Here is a 14,895-nt window from a genome sequence, read left to right as displayed (position 1 = left end):
AAATACTCCGGGGTGAATGCGCGCAAGCGCAGAGGGGCAGCGCCCCTTCTTCCGGCGGGCCGCAGGCCCGCAACCTTTCTCTTCGGGCCGTGGGCCCGCCCCCGTCTTTCGCGGACCGCAGGCCCGCGCCGGTCGGACCGGGCAACGCCCGGTCCGAAACCCTTGTGAACAGTCTCAGTCCTTGCTCACCCCGTCCAGCAGCAGGAAGAAGGACGGCTGCAGCTCGAACCCCTCGACCCGCTCGTTGGTGACCGCGTTCTGCTTCCAGTTCGCCACGAAGACCCAGGGCGCGTCTTCCTGGACGATCTCCTGCATCTCCTTGTAGAGCGCCGCGCGCTCGTTCTGGTCGGTGGCCACCCGCGCCTTCTCGAGCAGGTCGTCGACCTCCGGGTTCGAGTAATAGCCGGAGTTGAAGCCGCCCTTGTCGGGCCAGGCCTCGCTGCGCAGGGCGAGGAAGGGCAGGGTGTCGGGGTCGTTGGTCATCCAGGCCATCTCGGCCATGTCAGCCTTGCCCTCGAGACCGGGGTTCACCTGTCCGAGGAAGGTGTTCCACTCGTAGGTCTCGATCCTGGTGGTCAGCCCCACCGCGTTGAGATCGGCCTGGATCGCCGTGCCCATGGCCACCGGGTCGAGCATGCCCGAGCCGCCCTCGGTGACGTAGAAGGTCAGCTCCGCGCCCTCGGCCCCGGCCTCGGCGATCAGCTCTTTCGCTTTCTCGGGATCGTAGGGATAGGGCTCCAGCGCTTCGTTATAGGCCCAGGCAAAGGCCGGCGGGGTCGGGCCGGCGGCGACCTCGGCGGTGCCCTCGAGCACGTCGTTGACCAGCGCCTCCTTGTTGATGGCGTAGTTCGCCGCCTGCCGCACGCGCTTGTCGGCGAAGGGGCCTTCCTTGGCGTTGAGGATCAGGAACCAGACATGCGGGCCGGCCTGCTCGAAGACCTGGAAGGCATCGCCCTGGAACTGCGAGAGCGCCACCGGCGGCACCTCGACCATCATGTCGATGCCGCCCGCCAGCATCTCGGCGGTGCGGGTGTTGGCGTCGGTGATCGGGCGGAAGACGACCGCCTGCAGCTCCGGCGCGCCGCCCCAGTAATCGGGGTTGGCCTCGACCGCCACCGCCTCGTTGCTGCGCCATTCGGCGAAGGTGAACGGCCCGGTCCCCGAAGGGTTGCGGCCGAAATCGGCGCCGTGTTGCTCGACCGCCGCCGGCGAGACGATCAGCCCGGTCGGGTAGGCGAGGTTCGACAGGAACGGCGCGTAGGGTTCCGAGAGGGTGAATTTCACCGTCATGGGGTCGATCGCCTCGACGCTCGACACCGAGGAGAAGAAGAAGGCCAGCGGGAACGGGCCGGTATCATGATAGGGGTGGTCCTCGTTCAGCATGCGCTCGAAGTTGAACACCACCGCCTCGGCGTCGAACGGGGTGCCGTCATGGAACGAGACGCCCTCGCGCAGGGTGAAGGTATACTCGGTGCCGTCCTCGCTGATCTCCCACTCCGTCGCCAGCGCCGGCTCGACCTCGAGCGTACCCGACTTGTAGCGCACCAGCCCGTCATAGACATTCATCAGGATGCGGAAATCGTTCACCGCGGTGACAGCCGCCGGATCGAGCGCCTTGGGTTCAGCGATCTGGCCGACGATCAACACGCCGGGCGGGGTCCGCGCCGCGGCGGGAAGGCCGAAACTCAGGGCAAGCGCGGTGCCGGCGGCGAGCATGCCCCTCCGGGTCCAGGTCAGCAGGTCCATTTTTTCATCCTCTCCGTTGGCTGTGTGCGACAAATTATCATGATCAATTGAAGCAGGCCAAATTATCGTGATAAATTCAACTTGAAATCTCCACGGAGTCGCCAGTGACCTTCTCGCTTCTCGTTCATGACCACGAATCCGGCACTTATGGCGGCGCGGCGGCGACGGGCAGCCTCTGCGTCGGGGGCTGGGTGCTGCGCGGCGGGCTCGATTCGGGTCTCTCTGCCAGTCAGGGTACCGCACCTTCGACCTTCTGGGGCGAGGATGTGCTGCGCGCCATGCGCGACGGATCGTCCGCACGCGAGGCGGTGGCGTCGATCACAAGTGCCGATCCGGGGCGTGGACACCGTCAGTTGAGCGCCCTCGATCTCTCGGGGCGGACGGCGGGGTTCACCGGGGATGCGAGCGTGCCTTATGCCAACCACATCGCCGAGCCCGGGCTCGTCGTGGCGGGCAACATGCTGGGCGGCGACGGCGTGCTGCCGGCGCTGCGGCGGGGCTATCTGGAGGCGGTGGGCAGCATGGCCGAGCGGCTGGTCGCGGCGCTGCGCGCGGCGGATGCGGACGCGTCCGACAAGCGCGGGCTGAAATCGGCGGCGCTGCTGGTCTTGCACCCTGAGAGGCCGCCGCTCACGCTGCGCATCGACTATGCCGAGGCGCCGCTCGATGCGCTCGAGGCGCTGCTCGGGCGGGCTACCTCCTCGCCCTATGCCGACTGGCTCGAGGTGGTGCCAGTGGCGGTCGACCGCAGCCGCGCGCCGAAGACCGCGCCGAAGGTCTGAGGCCGCCGGTTCACTCCGCGATGAAGCGGCGCAGCACCTCGGCCTCCTGCTCCTGCATCTGTTCCTCGGCGCCTTCCATGTGATCGCGCATGATCCGGCGCGCCTTCTCGGCGTCGCCCTCGCGCAGCGCCTTCACGAGATCGAGCTGGTGGCGCCGCCCCGCCTCCCAGAGCGCCCGGTTGTGCGGCTCGTAGAGACGGCGCCAGACCGTCAGCTCGGTCAGCATGCGGGCCATGAAGCGCACCGCAAAGGCCAGCAGCGCGTTGTCCGAATAGGAGGCGAGCAGGGCGTGGAACTGCAGCGACGAGACATGCTGCGCGCGTTCTTCCTCGACGGTCTTCGCGGGCTCCGGATATTCCGCCACCACCGCCTCGAGCGCGGCAAGCTGCTCCTCGCTGAGCTTGCCGGCAAGGGTCGCTGCGACCTCTGGCTCGAGCAGCTTGCGGATCTGGTAGATGTCCTTGATCGAGAGATCGCGGAAGTAGAAGAAGTTCGCCAGCAGCGAATGCGCCCGGTCGGGTGAGACCTCGGCCACGAAACTGCCGCCGCCGGGGCCGGTGCGGGTCTCGACGAGGCCCTGCGCCTCGAGGATGCGCATCGCCTCGCGCACGGTGCCCTTGGAGCGGCCGTAGCGCTCGATCAGCTCGGCCTCGCCGGGCAGGCGGTCGCCGGCCTTGAGCTGGTGCTCGACGACCCATTCCTTGATCGTGTCGGCAAGCTGCACCGGGCGCGAGCGCTTGGGCGAGAATTTCTTGGATCGTTGCGGCACAAGGTCCTCCGGGAGCCCGTCACCGGCCCGGCAGGGCGGCGCTCGGGATCATGTCATCTTAACGCCGGTCAGTTGCCTTGGGCCAGCGCTGACGTTCAGTATTTTGCGAGGAGGGCCAGAAAAAACTCCGCCGCGCGGGGCGCGGCGGAGTCTCCTAGCGATACTGTTGCCCTGAGGCTCAGTCGGCGGTGAGAAGCGGCGGCTTCTTCGAGGACAGGCGAAGCTTGTCCGGCCCCTCGATCGACAGCGAGAGCTTGTCGTCCTTGACGCCGACCTTGACCACACCGCCCTTGGTGAGCTTGCCGAAGAGCAGCTCCTCCGCCAGCGGCTTCTTGAGGTTCTCCTGGATCACGCGGCCCAGCGGGCGGGCGCCCATGCGGTCGTCGTAGCCCTTGTCGGCGAGCCACTCGGCCGCCGGCTTGGTGAGCTCGATGGTGACGTTGCGGTCCATGAGCTGGGCTTCGAGCTGCAGCACGAACTTCTCGACCACCGAGAGGATGACCTCCTTGGGCAGCGGCTGGAAGCTGATGACCGCGTCGAGACGGTTGCGGAACTCCGGCGTGAAGGTGCGCTCGATGGCGGCGGTGTCCTCGCCCTCGCGACGATCGCGACCGAAGCCGATGGCGGCCTTGGCCTGCTCGGCGGCGCCGGCATTCGAGGTCATGATCAGGATCACGTTGCGGAAATCCACCGTCCGGCCGTTGTGGTCGGTCAGCGAGCCGTGGTCCATCACCTGCAGAAGGATGTTGTAGACATCCGGGTGTGCCTTCTCGATCTCGTCGAGCAGGAGCACGCAATGCGGGTGCTGATCGACGCCGTCGGTGAGCTGGCCGCCCTGGTCGAAGCCGACATAGCCCGGAGGCGCACCGATCAGGCGCGAGACCGCGTGTTTCTCCATGTATTCCGACATGTCGAAGCGCAGAAGCTCCACGCCCAGCGTGCTGGCGAGCTGCTTGGCCACCTCGGTCTTGCCGACACCGGTCGGGCCGGCGAACAGGTAATTGCCGATCGGCTTTTCGGGCTCGCGCAGGCCGGCACGGGCCAGCTTGATCGCCGAGCTGAGCGCCTCGATGGCGGTATCCTGACCGAAGACCACGCGCTTGAGGGTCTTTTCGAGATCCTTGAGCACTTCGGCATCGTCCTTGGAGACGTTCTTCGGGGGGATGCGCGCGATCTTGGCGACGACCTCCTCGATCTCCTTCGCGCCGATGGTCTTGCGGCGCTTGGATTCGGCCACCAGATGCTGCGCCGCACCGGCCTCGTCGATCACGTCGATCGCCTTGTCGGGCAGCTTGCGGTCATTGATGTAGCGCGCCGAGAGCTCGACCGCCGACTTGATGGCGTCGGCCGTGTACTTGATCGAGTGGTGCTCCTCGAAATAGGGCTTGAGGCCCTTGAGGATCTTCACCGTGTCCTCGACCGAAGGCTCGCTCACATCGATCTTCTGGAACCGGCGGCTGAGCGCGCGGTCCTTCTCGAAGTGCTGGCGGAACTCCTTGTAGGTGGTGGAGCCCATGGTGCGCAGCTTGCCGCCCTGAAGCGCGGGCTTGAGCAGGTTCGACGCGTCCATCGCGCCGCCGGAGGTGGCGCCGGCGCCGATCACGGTGTGGATCTCGTCGATGAACAGCACCGCGTCGGGGTGTTCCTCGAGCTCGGTCACCACGGCCTTGAGCCGCTCCTCGAAATCGCCGCGGTAGCGGGTGCCGGCCAGCAGCGCGCCCATGTCGAGCGAGTAGATCGTGGTGTTCGACAGCACCTCGGGGGTGTCGCCGTTGACGATCTTGCGGGCCAGGCCCTCGGCGATGGCGGTCTTGCCGACGCCGGGATCGCCGACCAGCAGCGGGTTGTTCTTGCGGCGGCGGCAGAGCACCTGGATTGCGCGCTCGACCTCGTGCTCGCGGCCGATCAGCGGATCGACATCGCCCTTGCGCGACTTGGCGTTGAGATCGACGCAATACTTGCCAAGCGCCGATTCCTTGTTGTCGCCGGCGGGCTCCTGCGCTTGCGCCTTGGCCTCTTCCTCGGCCTCGGTGGCGCCCTGAACCGGGCGCGCCTCGCCATAGGCGGGGTTCTTGGCCACGCCATGGGCGATGAAGTTCACCGCGTCGTAACGGGTCATGTCCTGCTCCTGCAGGAAATAGGCCGCGTTCGACTCGCGCTCGGCGAAGATCGCCACGAGCACGTTGGCGCCGGTCACCTCGGTGCGGCCCGAGGACTGCACGTGGATGGCGGCGCGCTGGATCACGCGCTGGAATGCTGCGGTCGGCACCGCCTCGGAGCCCTCGATATCGGTGACGAGATTCGAGAGGTCTTCGTCGATGAACTCCACCAGGGTGGTCCGCAGCTCCTCGGTGTCCACGGAGCAGGCCTTCATCACGCGGGCAGCATCGGGTTCGTCGATCAGGGCGAGCAGGAGATGTTCCAGCGTCGCGAATTCATGGCTGCGCGAGTTCGCGAGCGCCAGAGCTGCGTGGATGGCCTGTTCCAGGGTATTCGAGAAAGACGGCACGGCGGCGCTCCTCTTTGTCTGCGTCGGGCTCGGGGCCCGACTTTGCCTTCTACGGTTTAAAGTTTGGTCGATACCGACCTCGCTTCAAGAATTTTCTCGACCCTTGGCGCTCACATTTGCGGTGATCCCTGCAATCTGGCGTGAAAAGCGGCGGGTCAGAAGCTGTCCTTTCGGGCCCGGATCTCGGCAAATACGGCCGCATCGGGTGCGTCTTTCATGCCCAGTCGATCGCGGATCTCGGGGGATGCGGGACGCAGGAAAGGGTTCGTGGCCAGTTCCTCGGACAGCTTGCAGGTGGCAGTGGCGCGCCCCTCTGTCCGGGCTTTGGCAATGGCGTCAGATCTCAATTTAAGCGCCTCGTTGCCCGGTTCAATAGTCAACGCGAAGCGGGCGTTCGATGTGGTGTATTCGTGACCGGAACAAACCAGTGTCTCCGCCGGTAGCGCTGACAGTTTCGACAGGCTCTCCCACATCATGTCGGGTGTGCCCTCGAAGATGCGGCCGCAGCCGAGCGCCATCAGGCTGTCGGCGGTGAACACGGCCTCTGCCTCAGGGAAATGGAAGGCGACGTGGCCCAGCGTGTGGCCCGGCACGAAGATCACCTCGACCGGGGTGCCGCCGATCCGCAGCGTGTCGCCGCCCTCGACCGCGGTGTCGAGCGGCGGAAGCTTTTCTTTCTCGGCCTTGGGGCCATAGACCGTGCAGCCGTATTTTTCGCGCAGCTCGGCGACGCCGCCGACATGGTCGTGGTGATGATGGGTGATGAGCAGCGCATCGAGCTCCCAGCCGCGGCTCTCGAGCGCCTCGATGATCGGCCCGGCCTCGGGGGCGTCGATCAGGCAGACGCCCTCGGGCGCCTTCACCAGGTAGGCGTAATTGTCGCTGAGACAGGGAACGGTGACGATCTCCATGGTCTTTCCTTATCGGCTTTGCCAGAGTGGCCCCCAACTTGGAGGATCACAGAGAGCGCCGCAATGCACCTTGATGTGCATAATCTCAGGGATTTCTATTACCGCAGCGCGCTTGGCCGCGCGGCGCAACGGGCCGTGCGCGACCAGGTGCAGCGCTACTGGCCCGACGGCAAGGGGCTCACCATGGTGGGCTACGGCTTCGCCGTTCCGCTGCTGCGCCCCTACTTGCCCGATGCCCGCCGGGTGATCGGGCTGATGCCGGCCCCGCAGGGCGTCCTGCGCTGGCCGCAGGGGCAGCCCAATGTCACGGTGCTTTGCGAGGAGACACTCTGGCCGCTCGAGACCGGCCATGTCGACCGGCTGGTGATGATGCACGGGCTCGAGACCTCCGACAGCCCGTCCGAACTGCTCGACGAGTGCTACCGGGTGCTGGGGCCGGGCGGCGAGGCGCTGTTCATCGTGCCCAACCGCTCCGGGCTCTGGGCGCGCTCGGACGCGACGCCCTTCGGCTATGGCCGGCCCTACTCGCTGAGCCAGCTCGACAGCCAGCTCAAGCGGCACGATTTCATCCGGCAGAGCCACGTGTCGGTGCTCTACCAGCCGCCGTCGAGCCGGCGCTTCTGGATGCGCACCGGCCCGGCCTGGGAGCGCATCGGCCGGGCGATCCCGGCGCTGGTCGCGGGGGGCGTGCTGATCGTGCGTGCCTCGAAGCGCTACCCGCCGCAGCGCAAGGGGCTGGGCGACAAGGTCCGGGTGCCGAACCCGCTCGACGTGCTGGCGCCATCGCCCAAAAAAGAGCCAAAGGCGATCTGAGCCCGGTTTCCCTGCGGCAGCGGCGCGACCGGCGAAAAGAATCGGTCACCGGGACGTGACTCGCCTCGTCTTGACCGTGCTGCCGTTTGCGATACCACGATCTCCCTGAGACACGCCGGAGCTCCGACTTTTGTCGGGCAGGACAGGCGGTTGCGCTGCGTCGCGGCAACGGTTTTTCCGCGTTTGCGCTATCGCTCTCCACCGCTCCGAAGTTTGACGAAAGGCTGAACCGGTCCGTCCGGATTAATGAAAAATCCACTGTTTCCAAACGCCTGCCGCGTTCCTCCCTTGGGGAAATGCGCAAGTGCTTGGAAAAAGGCGGGTTCCAGTCCGTCCCAAAGCCGCCTAAGCATGTTGCGAGGGCGGGGAGGCTCTGCTACATCCGCGCTGATTTCGACGCCACGGGGCTTCCCGCGGCAGGGACAACGCCTCCGGACACCGGGAGACACCCGTGTGTCGCGGGGGCCTCATATCGGAAGGGTGGACGTGTCAGAACCAGCTTCGATCTCCAGCGGCATCGCGGCACGCTATGCCACGGCGATCTTCGACATCGCCAAAGAGAACAACTCCGTCGGGAAGCTCGAGAGCGACACCGACGACCTCGCTCAAGCGCTGGCTGACAGCCCCGACCTGCGCGACATGATCTCCTCGCCGGTCTATCCGCGCCAGGCACAGAAGGACGGCATCCTTGCCGTGTCTTCCAAGATGGGCCTCGACAAGGCGCTGCACAACGCGCTGGGCCTGATGGCCGAGAAGCGCCGCCTGTTCGTGCTGCCGTACCTGGTGGCGCAGCTGCGCGAGATGATCGCAGAGGAAAAGGGCGAAGTGACCGCCGAGGTGACCTCGGCCACCGCGCTCAGCGATGCGCAGGCCAGCAAGCTGGCCGAGACCCTCAAGAACAGCGTCGGCAAGGACGTGAAGATCAAGTCGACCGTCGATGAATCCCTCATCGGTGGTCTCGTCGTTAAGGTGGGCTCGAAGATGATCGACACGTCGGTCCGTGCCAAGCTCAACTCCCTCCAGAATGCAATGAAAGAGGTCGGATAAATGGGTATCCAAGCAGCCGAGATTTCTGCGATCCTAAAGGACCAGATCAAGAACTTCGGTCAGGAGGCCGAAGTCGCCGAAGTGGGTCGCGTGCTCTCCGTCGGCGACGGTATTGCCCGCGTGCACGGCCTCGACTCCGTCAAGGCCGGCGAGATGGTCGAGTTCCCGGGCGGCATCATGGGGATGGCCCTGAACCTCGAGCGCGACAACGTCGGTATCGTGATCTTCGGCTCCGACCGCGACATCAAGGAAGGTGACGTCGTCAAGCGCACCAACTCGATCGTGGACGTGCCCGCCGGCCCCGCCCTGCTGGGCCGCGTGGTCGACGCTCTCGGCAACCCGCTCGACGGCAAGGGCCCGATCGAAGCCGCCGAGCGCCGCGTCGCCGACGTCAAGGCGCCGGGCATCATCCCGCGTAAGTCGGTGCACGAGCCGATGGCAACCGGCCTCAAGTCGGTCGACGCGATGATCCCGATCGGCCGTGGCCAGCGCGAGCTGATCATTGGCGACCGCCAGACCGGCAAGACCGCGATCGCCCTCGACGCGATCCTGAACCAGAAATCCTACAACGACGCCGCTGGCGACGACGACAGCAAGAAGCTGTACTGCGTCTACGTGGCCGTCGGCCAGAAGCGCTCGACCGTGGCGCAGCTGGTGAAGCGCCTCGAAGCCACCGGCGCCATCGATTACTCGATCGTCGTGGCCGCAACCGCGTCCGACCCGGCACCGATGCAGTTCCTCGCGCCCTACGCCGCGACCGCGATGGCTGAGTACTTCCGCGACAACGGTAAGCACGCGCTCATCATTTACGATGACCTGTCCAAGCAGGCCGTGTCCTACCGTCAGATGTCGCTGCTGCTGCGCCGTCCGCCGGGCCGCGAAGCCTACCCGGGCGACGTGTTCTACCTCCACTCGCGCCTGCTCGAGCGTTCGGCAAAGCTGAACGAGGATCACGGTGCCGGCTCGCTGACCGCGCTGCCGATCATCGAGACCCAGGGCGGCGACGTGTCGGCCTTCATCCCGACCAACGTGATCTCGATCACCGACGGCCAGATCTTCCTCGAGACCGAACTGTTCTTCCAGGGCATCCGTCCCGCTGTGAACACCGGTCTGTCGGTGTCGCGCGTCGGCTCCTCGGCCCAGACCAAGGCGATGTCCTCGGTTGCCGGCCCGGTGAAGCTGTCGCTCGCGCAGTACCGCGAGATGGCGGCCTTCGCACAGTTCGGTTCCGACCTCGACGCCGCGACCCAGAAGCTGCTGAACCGCGGTGCGCGTCTGACCGAGCTGATGAAGCAGCCGCAGTACTCGCCGCTGACCAACGCCGAGATCGTCTGCATCATCTTCGCCGGCACCAACGGCTACCTGGACAACATCCCGGTCCGTGAAGTGGGCAAGTATGAAGCCGCTCTGCTGTCCTTCCTGCGCGGCCAGCGCAAGGACATCCTCGAGTGGATCGAGAGCGAAGACCCGAAGATCAAGGGTGAACCCGCTGACAAGCTGAAGGCTGCGCTCGACGAATTCGCCGCGACCTACGCCTGAGCGCCCTGAAAGGACAGGATTATGCCTAGCCTCAAGGACCTCAAAACCAGGATCTCCTCGGTCAAGTCGACCCGGAAGATCACCAAGGCCATGCAGATGGTGGCCGCCGCGAAACTGCGGCGGGCACAGGACGCGGCCGAGATGGCACGCCCGTATTCCGAGCGCTTCAACGCGGTGCTCGGATCGCTGGCGGCGTCGGTGGGCGGAAGCCCGACCGCGCCCAAGCTGCTGTCCGGCACCGGCAAGGACGACGTGCAGCTGCTCGTCGTCATGACCGCCGAGCGCGGCCTTTGCGGGGGCTTCAACAGCTCCATCGTGAAGGCAGCCCGCGCCGCGATCGCGAAGCTGAAGGCCGAGGGAAAGACGGTGAAGATCCTCACCGTCGGGAAGAAGGGCCGTGAACAGCTCGCCCGTGAATACGGGTCGCTGTTCGTGGGTCACGTGGACCTCAGCGAGGTCAAGAAGATCGGTTACGCGGATGCGCAGTCGATCGCCAAGAACCTGCTCGACCGTTTCGACGAGGGCGAGTTCGACGTGGCGACCATCTTCTATGCGAAGTTCGAGACCGTGATTTCGCAGGTCCCGACCGCCCAGCAGATCATCCCGGCCGAGTTCGACGCGGCCGAGGGCGACGACGCTGGCGCGTCCCCGCTCTATGAATACGAGCCCGGCGAGGAAGCCATCCTTGCCGATCTCCTTCCCCGGGGTGTCTCTACCCAGATCTTCTCGGCTCTGCTGGAGAACGCCGCCTCGGAACAGGGGGCTCGGATGAGCGCCATGGACAACGCCACGCGCAATGCGGGCGAGATGATCGACAAGCTGACCATCGAGTACAACCGCTCGCGTCAGGCGGTCATCACCAACGAACTGATCGAAATCATCTCGGGCGCCGAGGCGCTCTAAGAACCGGAGACGATAAATGGCAAACGCAAAAGGCAAAGTGACCCAGGTCATCGGCGCCGTGGTCGACGTGCAGTTCGACGACCACCTGCCCGAGATCCTGAACGCGCTGACCACCACCAACGACGGCAAGACTCTGGTTCTTGAAGTTGCACAGCACCTCGGTGAGAGCACCGTCCGCACCATCGCGATGGACTCGACCGAAGGTCTGGTCCGTGGCCAGGAAGTGGTCGACACCGAGAAGCCGATCTCGGTCCCGGTGGGCAACGCCACCCTGGGCCGCATCCTCAACGTCGTGGGCGAGCCCGTCGACGAGCAGGGCCCGGTCGAAGCGGAAGAGTACCGCGCGATCCACCAGCCCGCTCCCGAGTTCGACGAGCAGGCGACCGACACCGAGATCCTCGTGACCGGCATCAAGGTCATCGACCTGCTGGCCCCGTACTCGAAGGGCGGCAAGATCGGCCTCTTCGGCGGCGCCGGCGTGGGCAAGACCGTTCTCATCATGGAGCTGATCAACAACATCGCAAAGGTGCACTCGGGCTTCTCCGTGTTCGCCGGTGTTGGCGAGCGCACCCGTGAGGGCAACGACCTCTACCACGAGATGATCGAATCCAACGTCATCAAGCCCGACAACCTGTCGGAGTCGCAGGTGGCCCTGGTTTACGGTCAGATGAACGAGCCTCCGGGGGCCCGTGCCCGCGTCGCGCTGACCGGCCTGACCCTGGCCGAGCAGTTCCGTGACCAGTCCGGCACCGACGTTCTGTTCTTCGTCGACAACATCTTCCGCTTCACCCAGGCCGGTTCCGAGGTGTCCGCACTTCTCGGCCGTATCCCGTCCGCCGTGGGGTACCAGCCGACGCTGGCCACCGACATGGGCGCGATGCAGGAGCGCATCACCTCGACCAAGAACGGCTCGATCACCTCGATCCAGGCCGTCTACGTTCCCGCGGACGACCTCACCGACCCCGCGCCGGCAACCACCTTCGCCCACCTCGACGCGACCACGGTTCTCAACCGTGCGATCTCGGAGCTCGGCATCTACCCGGCCGTGGACCCGCTGGACTCCAACAGCCGGATCCTCGACCCGCAGGTCGTCGGTGAAGAGCACTACAACGTGGCCCGTGACGTGCAGGGCATCCTCCAGCGCTACAAGTCGCTGCAGGACATCATCGCCATCCTCGGCATGGACGAACTGTCGGAAGAGGACAAGCTGACCGTGGCCCGCGCCCGGAAGATCCAGCGTTTCCTGTCCCAGCCGTTCGACGTGGCGAAGGTCTTCACCGGCTCGGACGGTGTCCAGGTTCCGCTGGAAGACACCATCTCGTCGTTCAAGGCCGTGGTTGCGGGCGAGTACGACCACCTTCCGGAAGCCGCCTTCTACATGGTCGGTGGCATCGACGAGGTGCTCGCCAAGGCCGAGAAGCTGGCCGCGGAAGCTGCCTGATGACTGCCGGGGGGCCTTCGTGCCCCCCATTACCAACCGGAGGCCCTAATGGCTGATACGATGCAATTCGATCTGGTGAGCCCCGAGCGGAGCCTTCTGTCGACCCAGGCCAAGACCGTGTCGATCCCGGGCACCGACGGCGACATGACGGCAGGCCCCGGCCACGCCGCCGTGATCACCACGCTGCGCCCCGGCATCCTCAAGGTCGAGACCGAGAAGGGCACCGAGGAATTCGTGGTCACCGGTGGCTTCGCCGAGATCGGCACCACCATGACCGTGCTGGCCGAGCGTGCCGTTCCCTACGCCGACATGACGCAGGAGACCTATGAGGATCTCGTGCGCGAGGCGCAGGCCTACTACAAGAAGGTCGTCGAAGAGACCGAGAACGAGCCGGGCCCGGTCGACGACGCGGCCAAGCTGCTGCAGGATATGGTTGCCGTCGGTGGCCATATCGGCCTCGACCCGAAGCAGCCGAACTTCTGACCAGGGCCACAGTGCGACATCGATCGGAAACCCCGCCACTGGCGGGGTTTTCTGCGTCTGGGGCCCGCGCACAAGGGACGTGACGCCAAAGCGCAACGCTATGCCTCCGGCCGTGGCCGGGGCCTTCCCATCTCGCGGCGCCTTGCAGATGATGCACGCAAGGGTAGATGAGGACAGCATGCGCCGACTGAATGCCAGCCTGATCGGGATCGATCAGGGCGAAGTGGAAGTGTTTTCGGATTTCGCCGATGGCGGCGATATGTGGACCGGCAGCGGCGCCCGCGAGCGCCGCCGGGCGGTGCGGTTCTCCGAGCCCTTCCGCGCTCCGCCCAGCGTCCAGCTGACGCTGACGCTCTGGGACATGGACCACAGCGCCAATATCCGCGCCGACCTGCAGGCAGAGAATGTCAGCGAGACCGGCTTCGAGATGGTGTTCCGCACATGGTCGGATTCGCGCATCGCGCGGGTGCGCATGGCATGGCTGGCCATCGGCGAGCTCGGCAGCGAAGAGGACTGGGAGCTCTATTGAGCGCAAGGGGGCCGGTGCCGCGCTGTGACGTCGGGCAGGGCGGTGGAGGTCGGCCCACCGGGGGGCGCTGCCCCCTCTTGGCCTGCGGCCAATTCATCCCCGAGGTACTATTAACCAGAGAAGGGGAGGGGCGCCCTTCTCCGGCCCGCCTTGGCTGTGAGCGGGGAGGGGCGGCGACTTTCGGGAAACTGTGAGCAGGCCGTTGTCGGGCATGAAAAGGGGGGCGCTGCCCCCTCTTGGCCGATGGCCAATTCACCCCCGAGGTATTTCGGAACCAGAGAAGGGCAGGGGGAGCGCCCTTCTCCGGCGTTGGATCAGAGGATGCCTTCGTAGATCGGGCCGAGCGTGTCGGTCTCGAACAGCGAGGACACCGAGGTGCCGTTCCAGATGTTGAGGATCGCCTGGGCGAACATCGGCGCGGTGGGCACCACGCGGATATTCGGGGCCGCGGCGACCGCGTCGGTGGCGGCGATCGAATCGGTGATCACCAGCGACTTCATCACCGAATTCTTAACCCGCTCGACCGCGGGGCCGGAGAGCACGCCGTGAGTGATGTAGGCATGCACTTCGGTGGCGCCGTGATTCATCAGGATCTCGGCCGCCTTGCACAGGGTGCCGGCGGTGTCGCAGATGTCGTCGACGATGATGCATTTCTTGCCGGTCACGTCGCCGATCACGGTCATCTCGGCAACCTCACCGGGCTTCTCGCGGCGCTTGTCGACGATCGAGAGCGGCGCGTTGATGCGCTTGGCCAGCTCGCGGGCACGGGCCACGCCGCCGACATCGGGCGACACGATCATCACGTCTTCGAGCTCGCCCGCGAAATGCTTCATGATGTCGAGCGCGAAGACCGGCGAGGCGTAGAGGTTGTCGACCGGGATGTCGAAGAAGCCCTGGATCTGGGTGGCGTGCAGGTCCATGGTCAGAACCCGCTCGATGCCGGCCTCGGCGATCATGTTGGCCACCAGCTTGGCGGTGATCGGGGTGCGGGCCTTGGTCCGGCGGTCCTGGCGGGCATAGCCGAAATAGGGGATCACCGCGGTGATGCGTGCGGCCGAGGAGCGGCGCAGCGCATCGGCCATGATCAGCAGCTCCATCAGGTTGTCGTTCGCCGGGCGCGAGGTCGACTGCAGGATGAACATGTCCTCGCCGCGGACGTTCTCGTAGACCTCGACGAAGATCTCCTGGTCGTTGAAGCGCTCGACCCGGGCGTCGACGAGCCCCACGGACATGCCGCGATAGAGGGACATGCGGCGGGCGATGGCAGTGGCCAGCGGCTTATTGGCGTTGCCCGCGATAAGCTTGGGCTCGATGACGGTGGGCATGGGAGGCGGCTCCGGCAGCAGAATGACAGATTCGTGACGTTGCCGGTCGCTTAGCATGCGGCTAGCGTGGCGCAAAGACGCACTCCGATACGAGGGAC

General features: G+C 65.8%; 13 protein-coding genes. 8 read left to right on the top strand and 5 right to left on the bottom strand.

The features are described 5' to 3' along the window. Positions 1–174: 174 nt before the first annotated feature. A complete protein-coding gene (locus KUV62_RS07260; protein WP_222603026.1) occupies positions 175–1,746 on the bottom strand; it encodes an ABC transporter substrate-binding protein in 1,572 nt (523 codons plus the stop codon). Positions 1,747–1,850: 104 nt separating this feature from the next. On the opposite strand from KUV62_RS07260, the gene KUV62_RS07255 reads away from it, so the two are divergent. Then, positions 1,851–2,528, top strand: a complete 678-nt coding sequence (locus tag KUV62_RS07255; RefSeq protein WP_222603025.1) for a DUF1028 domain-containing protein — start codon at positions 1,851–1,853, stop codon at positions 2,526–2,528. 10 nt (positions 2,529–2,538) lie between these two features. Here the strand turns inward: KUV62_RS07255 and KUV62_RS07250 are convergent, their stop codons facing one another. From KUV62_RS07250 to gloB, 3 genes are all read right to left on the bottom strand, one after another. Then, the gene (locus KUV62_RS07250; protein WP_222603440.1) at positions 2,539–3,252 is read right to left on the bottom strand and encodes a FadR/GntR family transcriptional regulator; all 714 of its coding nucleotides are present in this window, start codon (positions 3,250–3,252) and stop codon (positions 2,539–2,541) included. Positions 3,253–3,475: 223 nt separating this feature from the next. Beyond that, the gene (gene clpA, locus KUV62_RS07245) at positions 3,476–5,806 is read right to left on the bottom strand and encodes an ATP-dependent Clp protease ATP-binding subunit ClpA (RefSeq protein ID WP_222603024.1); all 2,331 of its coding nucleotides are present in this window, start codon (positions 5,804–5,806) and stop codon (positions 3,476–3,478) included. A gap of 155 nt (positions 5,807–5,961) precedes the next feature. Further along, positions 5,962–6,717 carry a hydroxyacylglutathione hydrolase gene (gloB, locus tag KUV62_RS07240; protein WP_222603023.1) on the bottom strand — a complete coding sequence of 252 codons (756 nt, stop codon included), beginning with the start codon at positions 6,715–6,717 and terminating at the stop codon, positions 5,962–5,964. 63 nt (positions 6,718–6,780) lie between these two features. On the opposite strand from gloB, the gene KUV62_RS07235 reads away from it, so the two are divergent. The 7 genes from KUV62_RS07235 (at position 6,781) to KUV62_RS07205 (ending at position 13,472) form a co-directional block, all read left to right on the top strand. After that, positions 6,781–7,530: a class I SAM-dependent methyltransferase gene (locus KUV62_RS07235; protein ID WP_222603022.1), complete on the top strand. Its 750-nt coding sequence runs from the start codon at positions 6,781–6,783 to the stop codon at positions 7,528–7,530. A 480-nt stretch (positions 7,531–8,010) separates the two neighbouring features. Continuing rightward, on the top strand, positions 8,011–8,577 hold the full coding sequence (locus KUV62_RS07230) for a F0F1 ATP synthase subunit delta (protein ID WP_222603021.1): 567 nt from the start codon (positions 8,011–8,013) through the stop codon (positions 8,575–8,577). Continuing rightward, positions 8,578–10,116 carry a F0F1 ATP synthase subunit alpha gene (gene atpA / locus KUV62_RS07225; protein ID WP_222603020.1) on the top strand — a complete coding sequence of 513 codons (1,539 nt, stop codon included), beginning with the start codon at positions 8,578–8,580 and terminating at the stop codon, positions 10,114–10,116. Positions 10,117–10,137: 21 nt separating this feature from the next. Next, positions 10,138–11,019: a F0F1 ATP synthase subunit gamma gene (locus KUV62_RS07220; protein ID WP_222603019.1), complete on the top strand. Its 882-nt coding sequence runs from the start codon at positions 10,138–10,140 to the stop codon at positions 11,017–11,019. A 16-nt stretch (positions 11,020–11,035) separates the two neighbouring features. Then, the gene (gene atpD / locus KUV62_RS07215; protein WP_222603018.1) at positions 11,036–12,460 is read left to right on the top strand and encodes a F0F1 ATP synthase subunit beta; all 1,425 of its coding nucleotides are present in this window, start codon (positions 11,036–11,038) and stop codon (positions 12,458–12,460) included. A 48-nt stretch (positions 12,461–12,508) separates the two neighbouring features. Beyond that, a complete protein-coding gene (locus KUV62_RS07210; protein ID WP_222603017.1) occupies positions 12,509–12,943 on the top strand; it encodes a F0F1 ATP synthase subunit epsilon in 435 nt (144 codons plus the stop codon). 178 nt (positions 12,944–13,121) lie between these two features. Continuing rightward, entirely contained in the window at positions 13,122–13,472 is a 351-nt protein-coding gene (locus KUV62_RS07205; RefSeq protein ID WP_222603016.1) for an H-type lectin domain-containing protein, read from the top strand. Positions 13,473–13,786: 314 nt separating this feature from the next. Here KUV62_RS07205 and KUV62_RS07200 read toward each other — a convergent pair whose 3' ends face one another. Next, on the bottom strand, positions 13,787–14,797 hold the full coding sequence (locus KUV62_RS07200; protein WP_222603015.1) for a ribose-phosphate pyrophosphokinase: 1,011 nt from the start codon (positions 14,795–14,797) through the stop codon (positions 13,787–13,789). Between the last annotated feature and the right edge of the window lie 98 nt (positions 14,798–14,895).

Origin of the sequence: Salipiger bermudensis (assembly GCF_019801965.1) — a bacterium.
Taxonomy (GTDB): domain Bacteria; phylum Pseudomonadota; class Alphaproteobacteria; order Rhodobacterales; family Rhodobacteraceae; genus Salipiger; species Salipiger bermudensis_A.
This window is presented reverse-complemented; position numbering and strand designations above follow the sequence as displayed.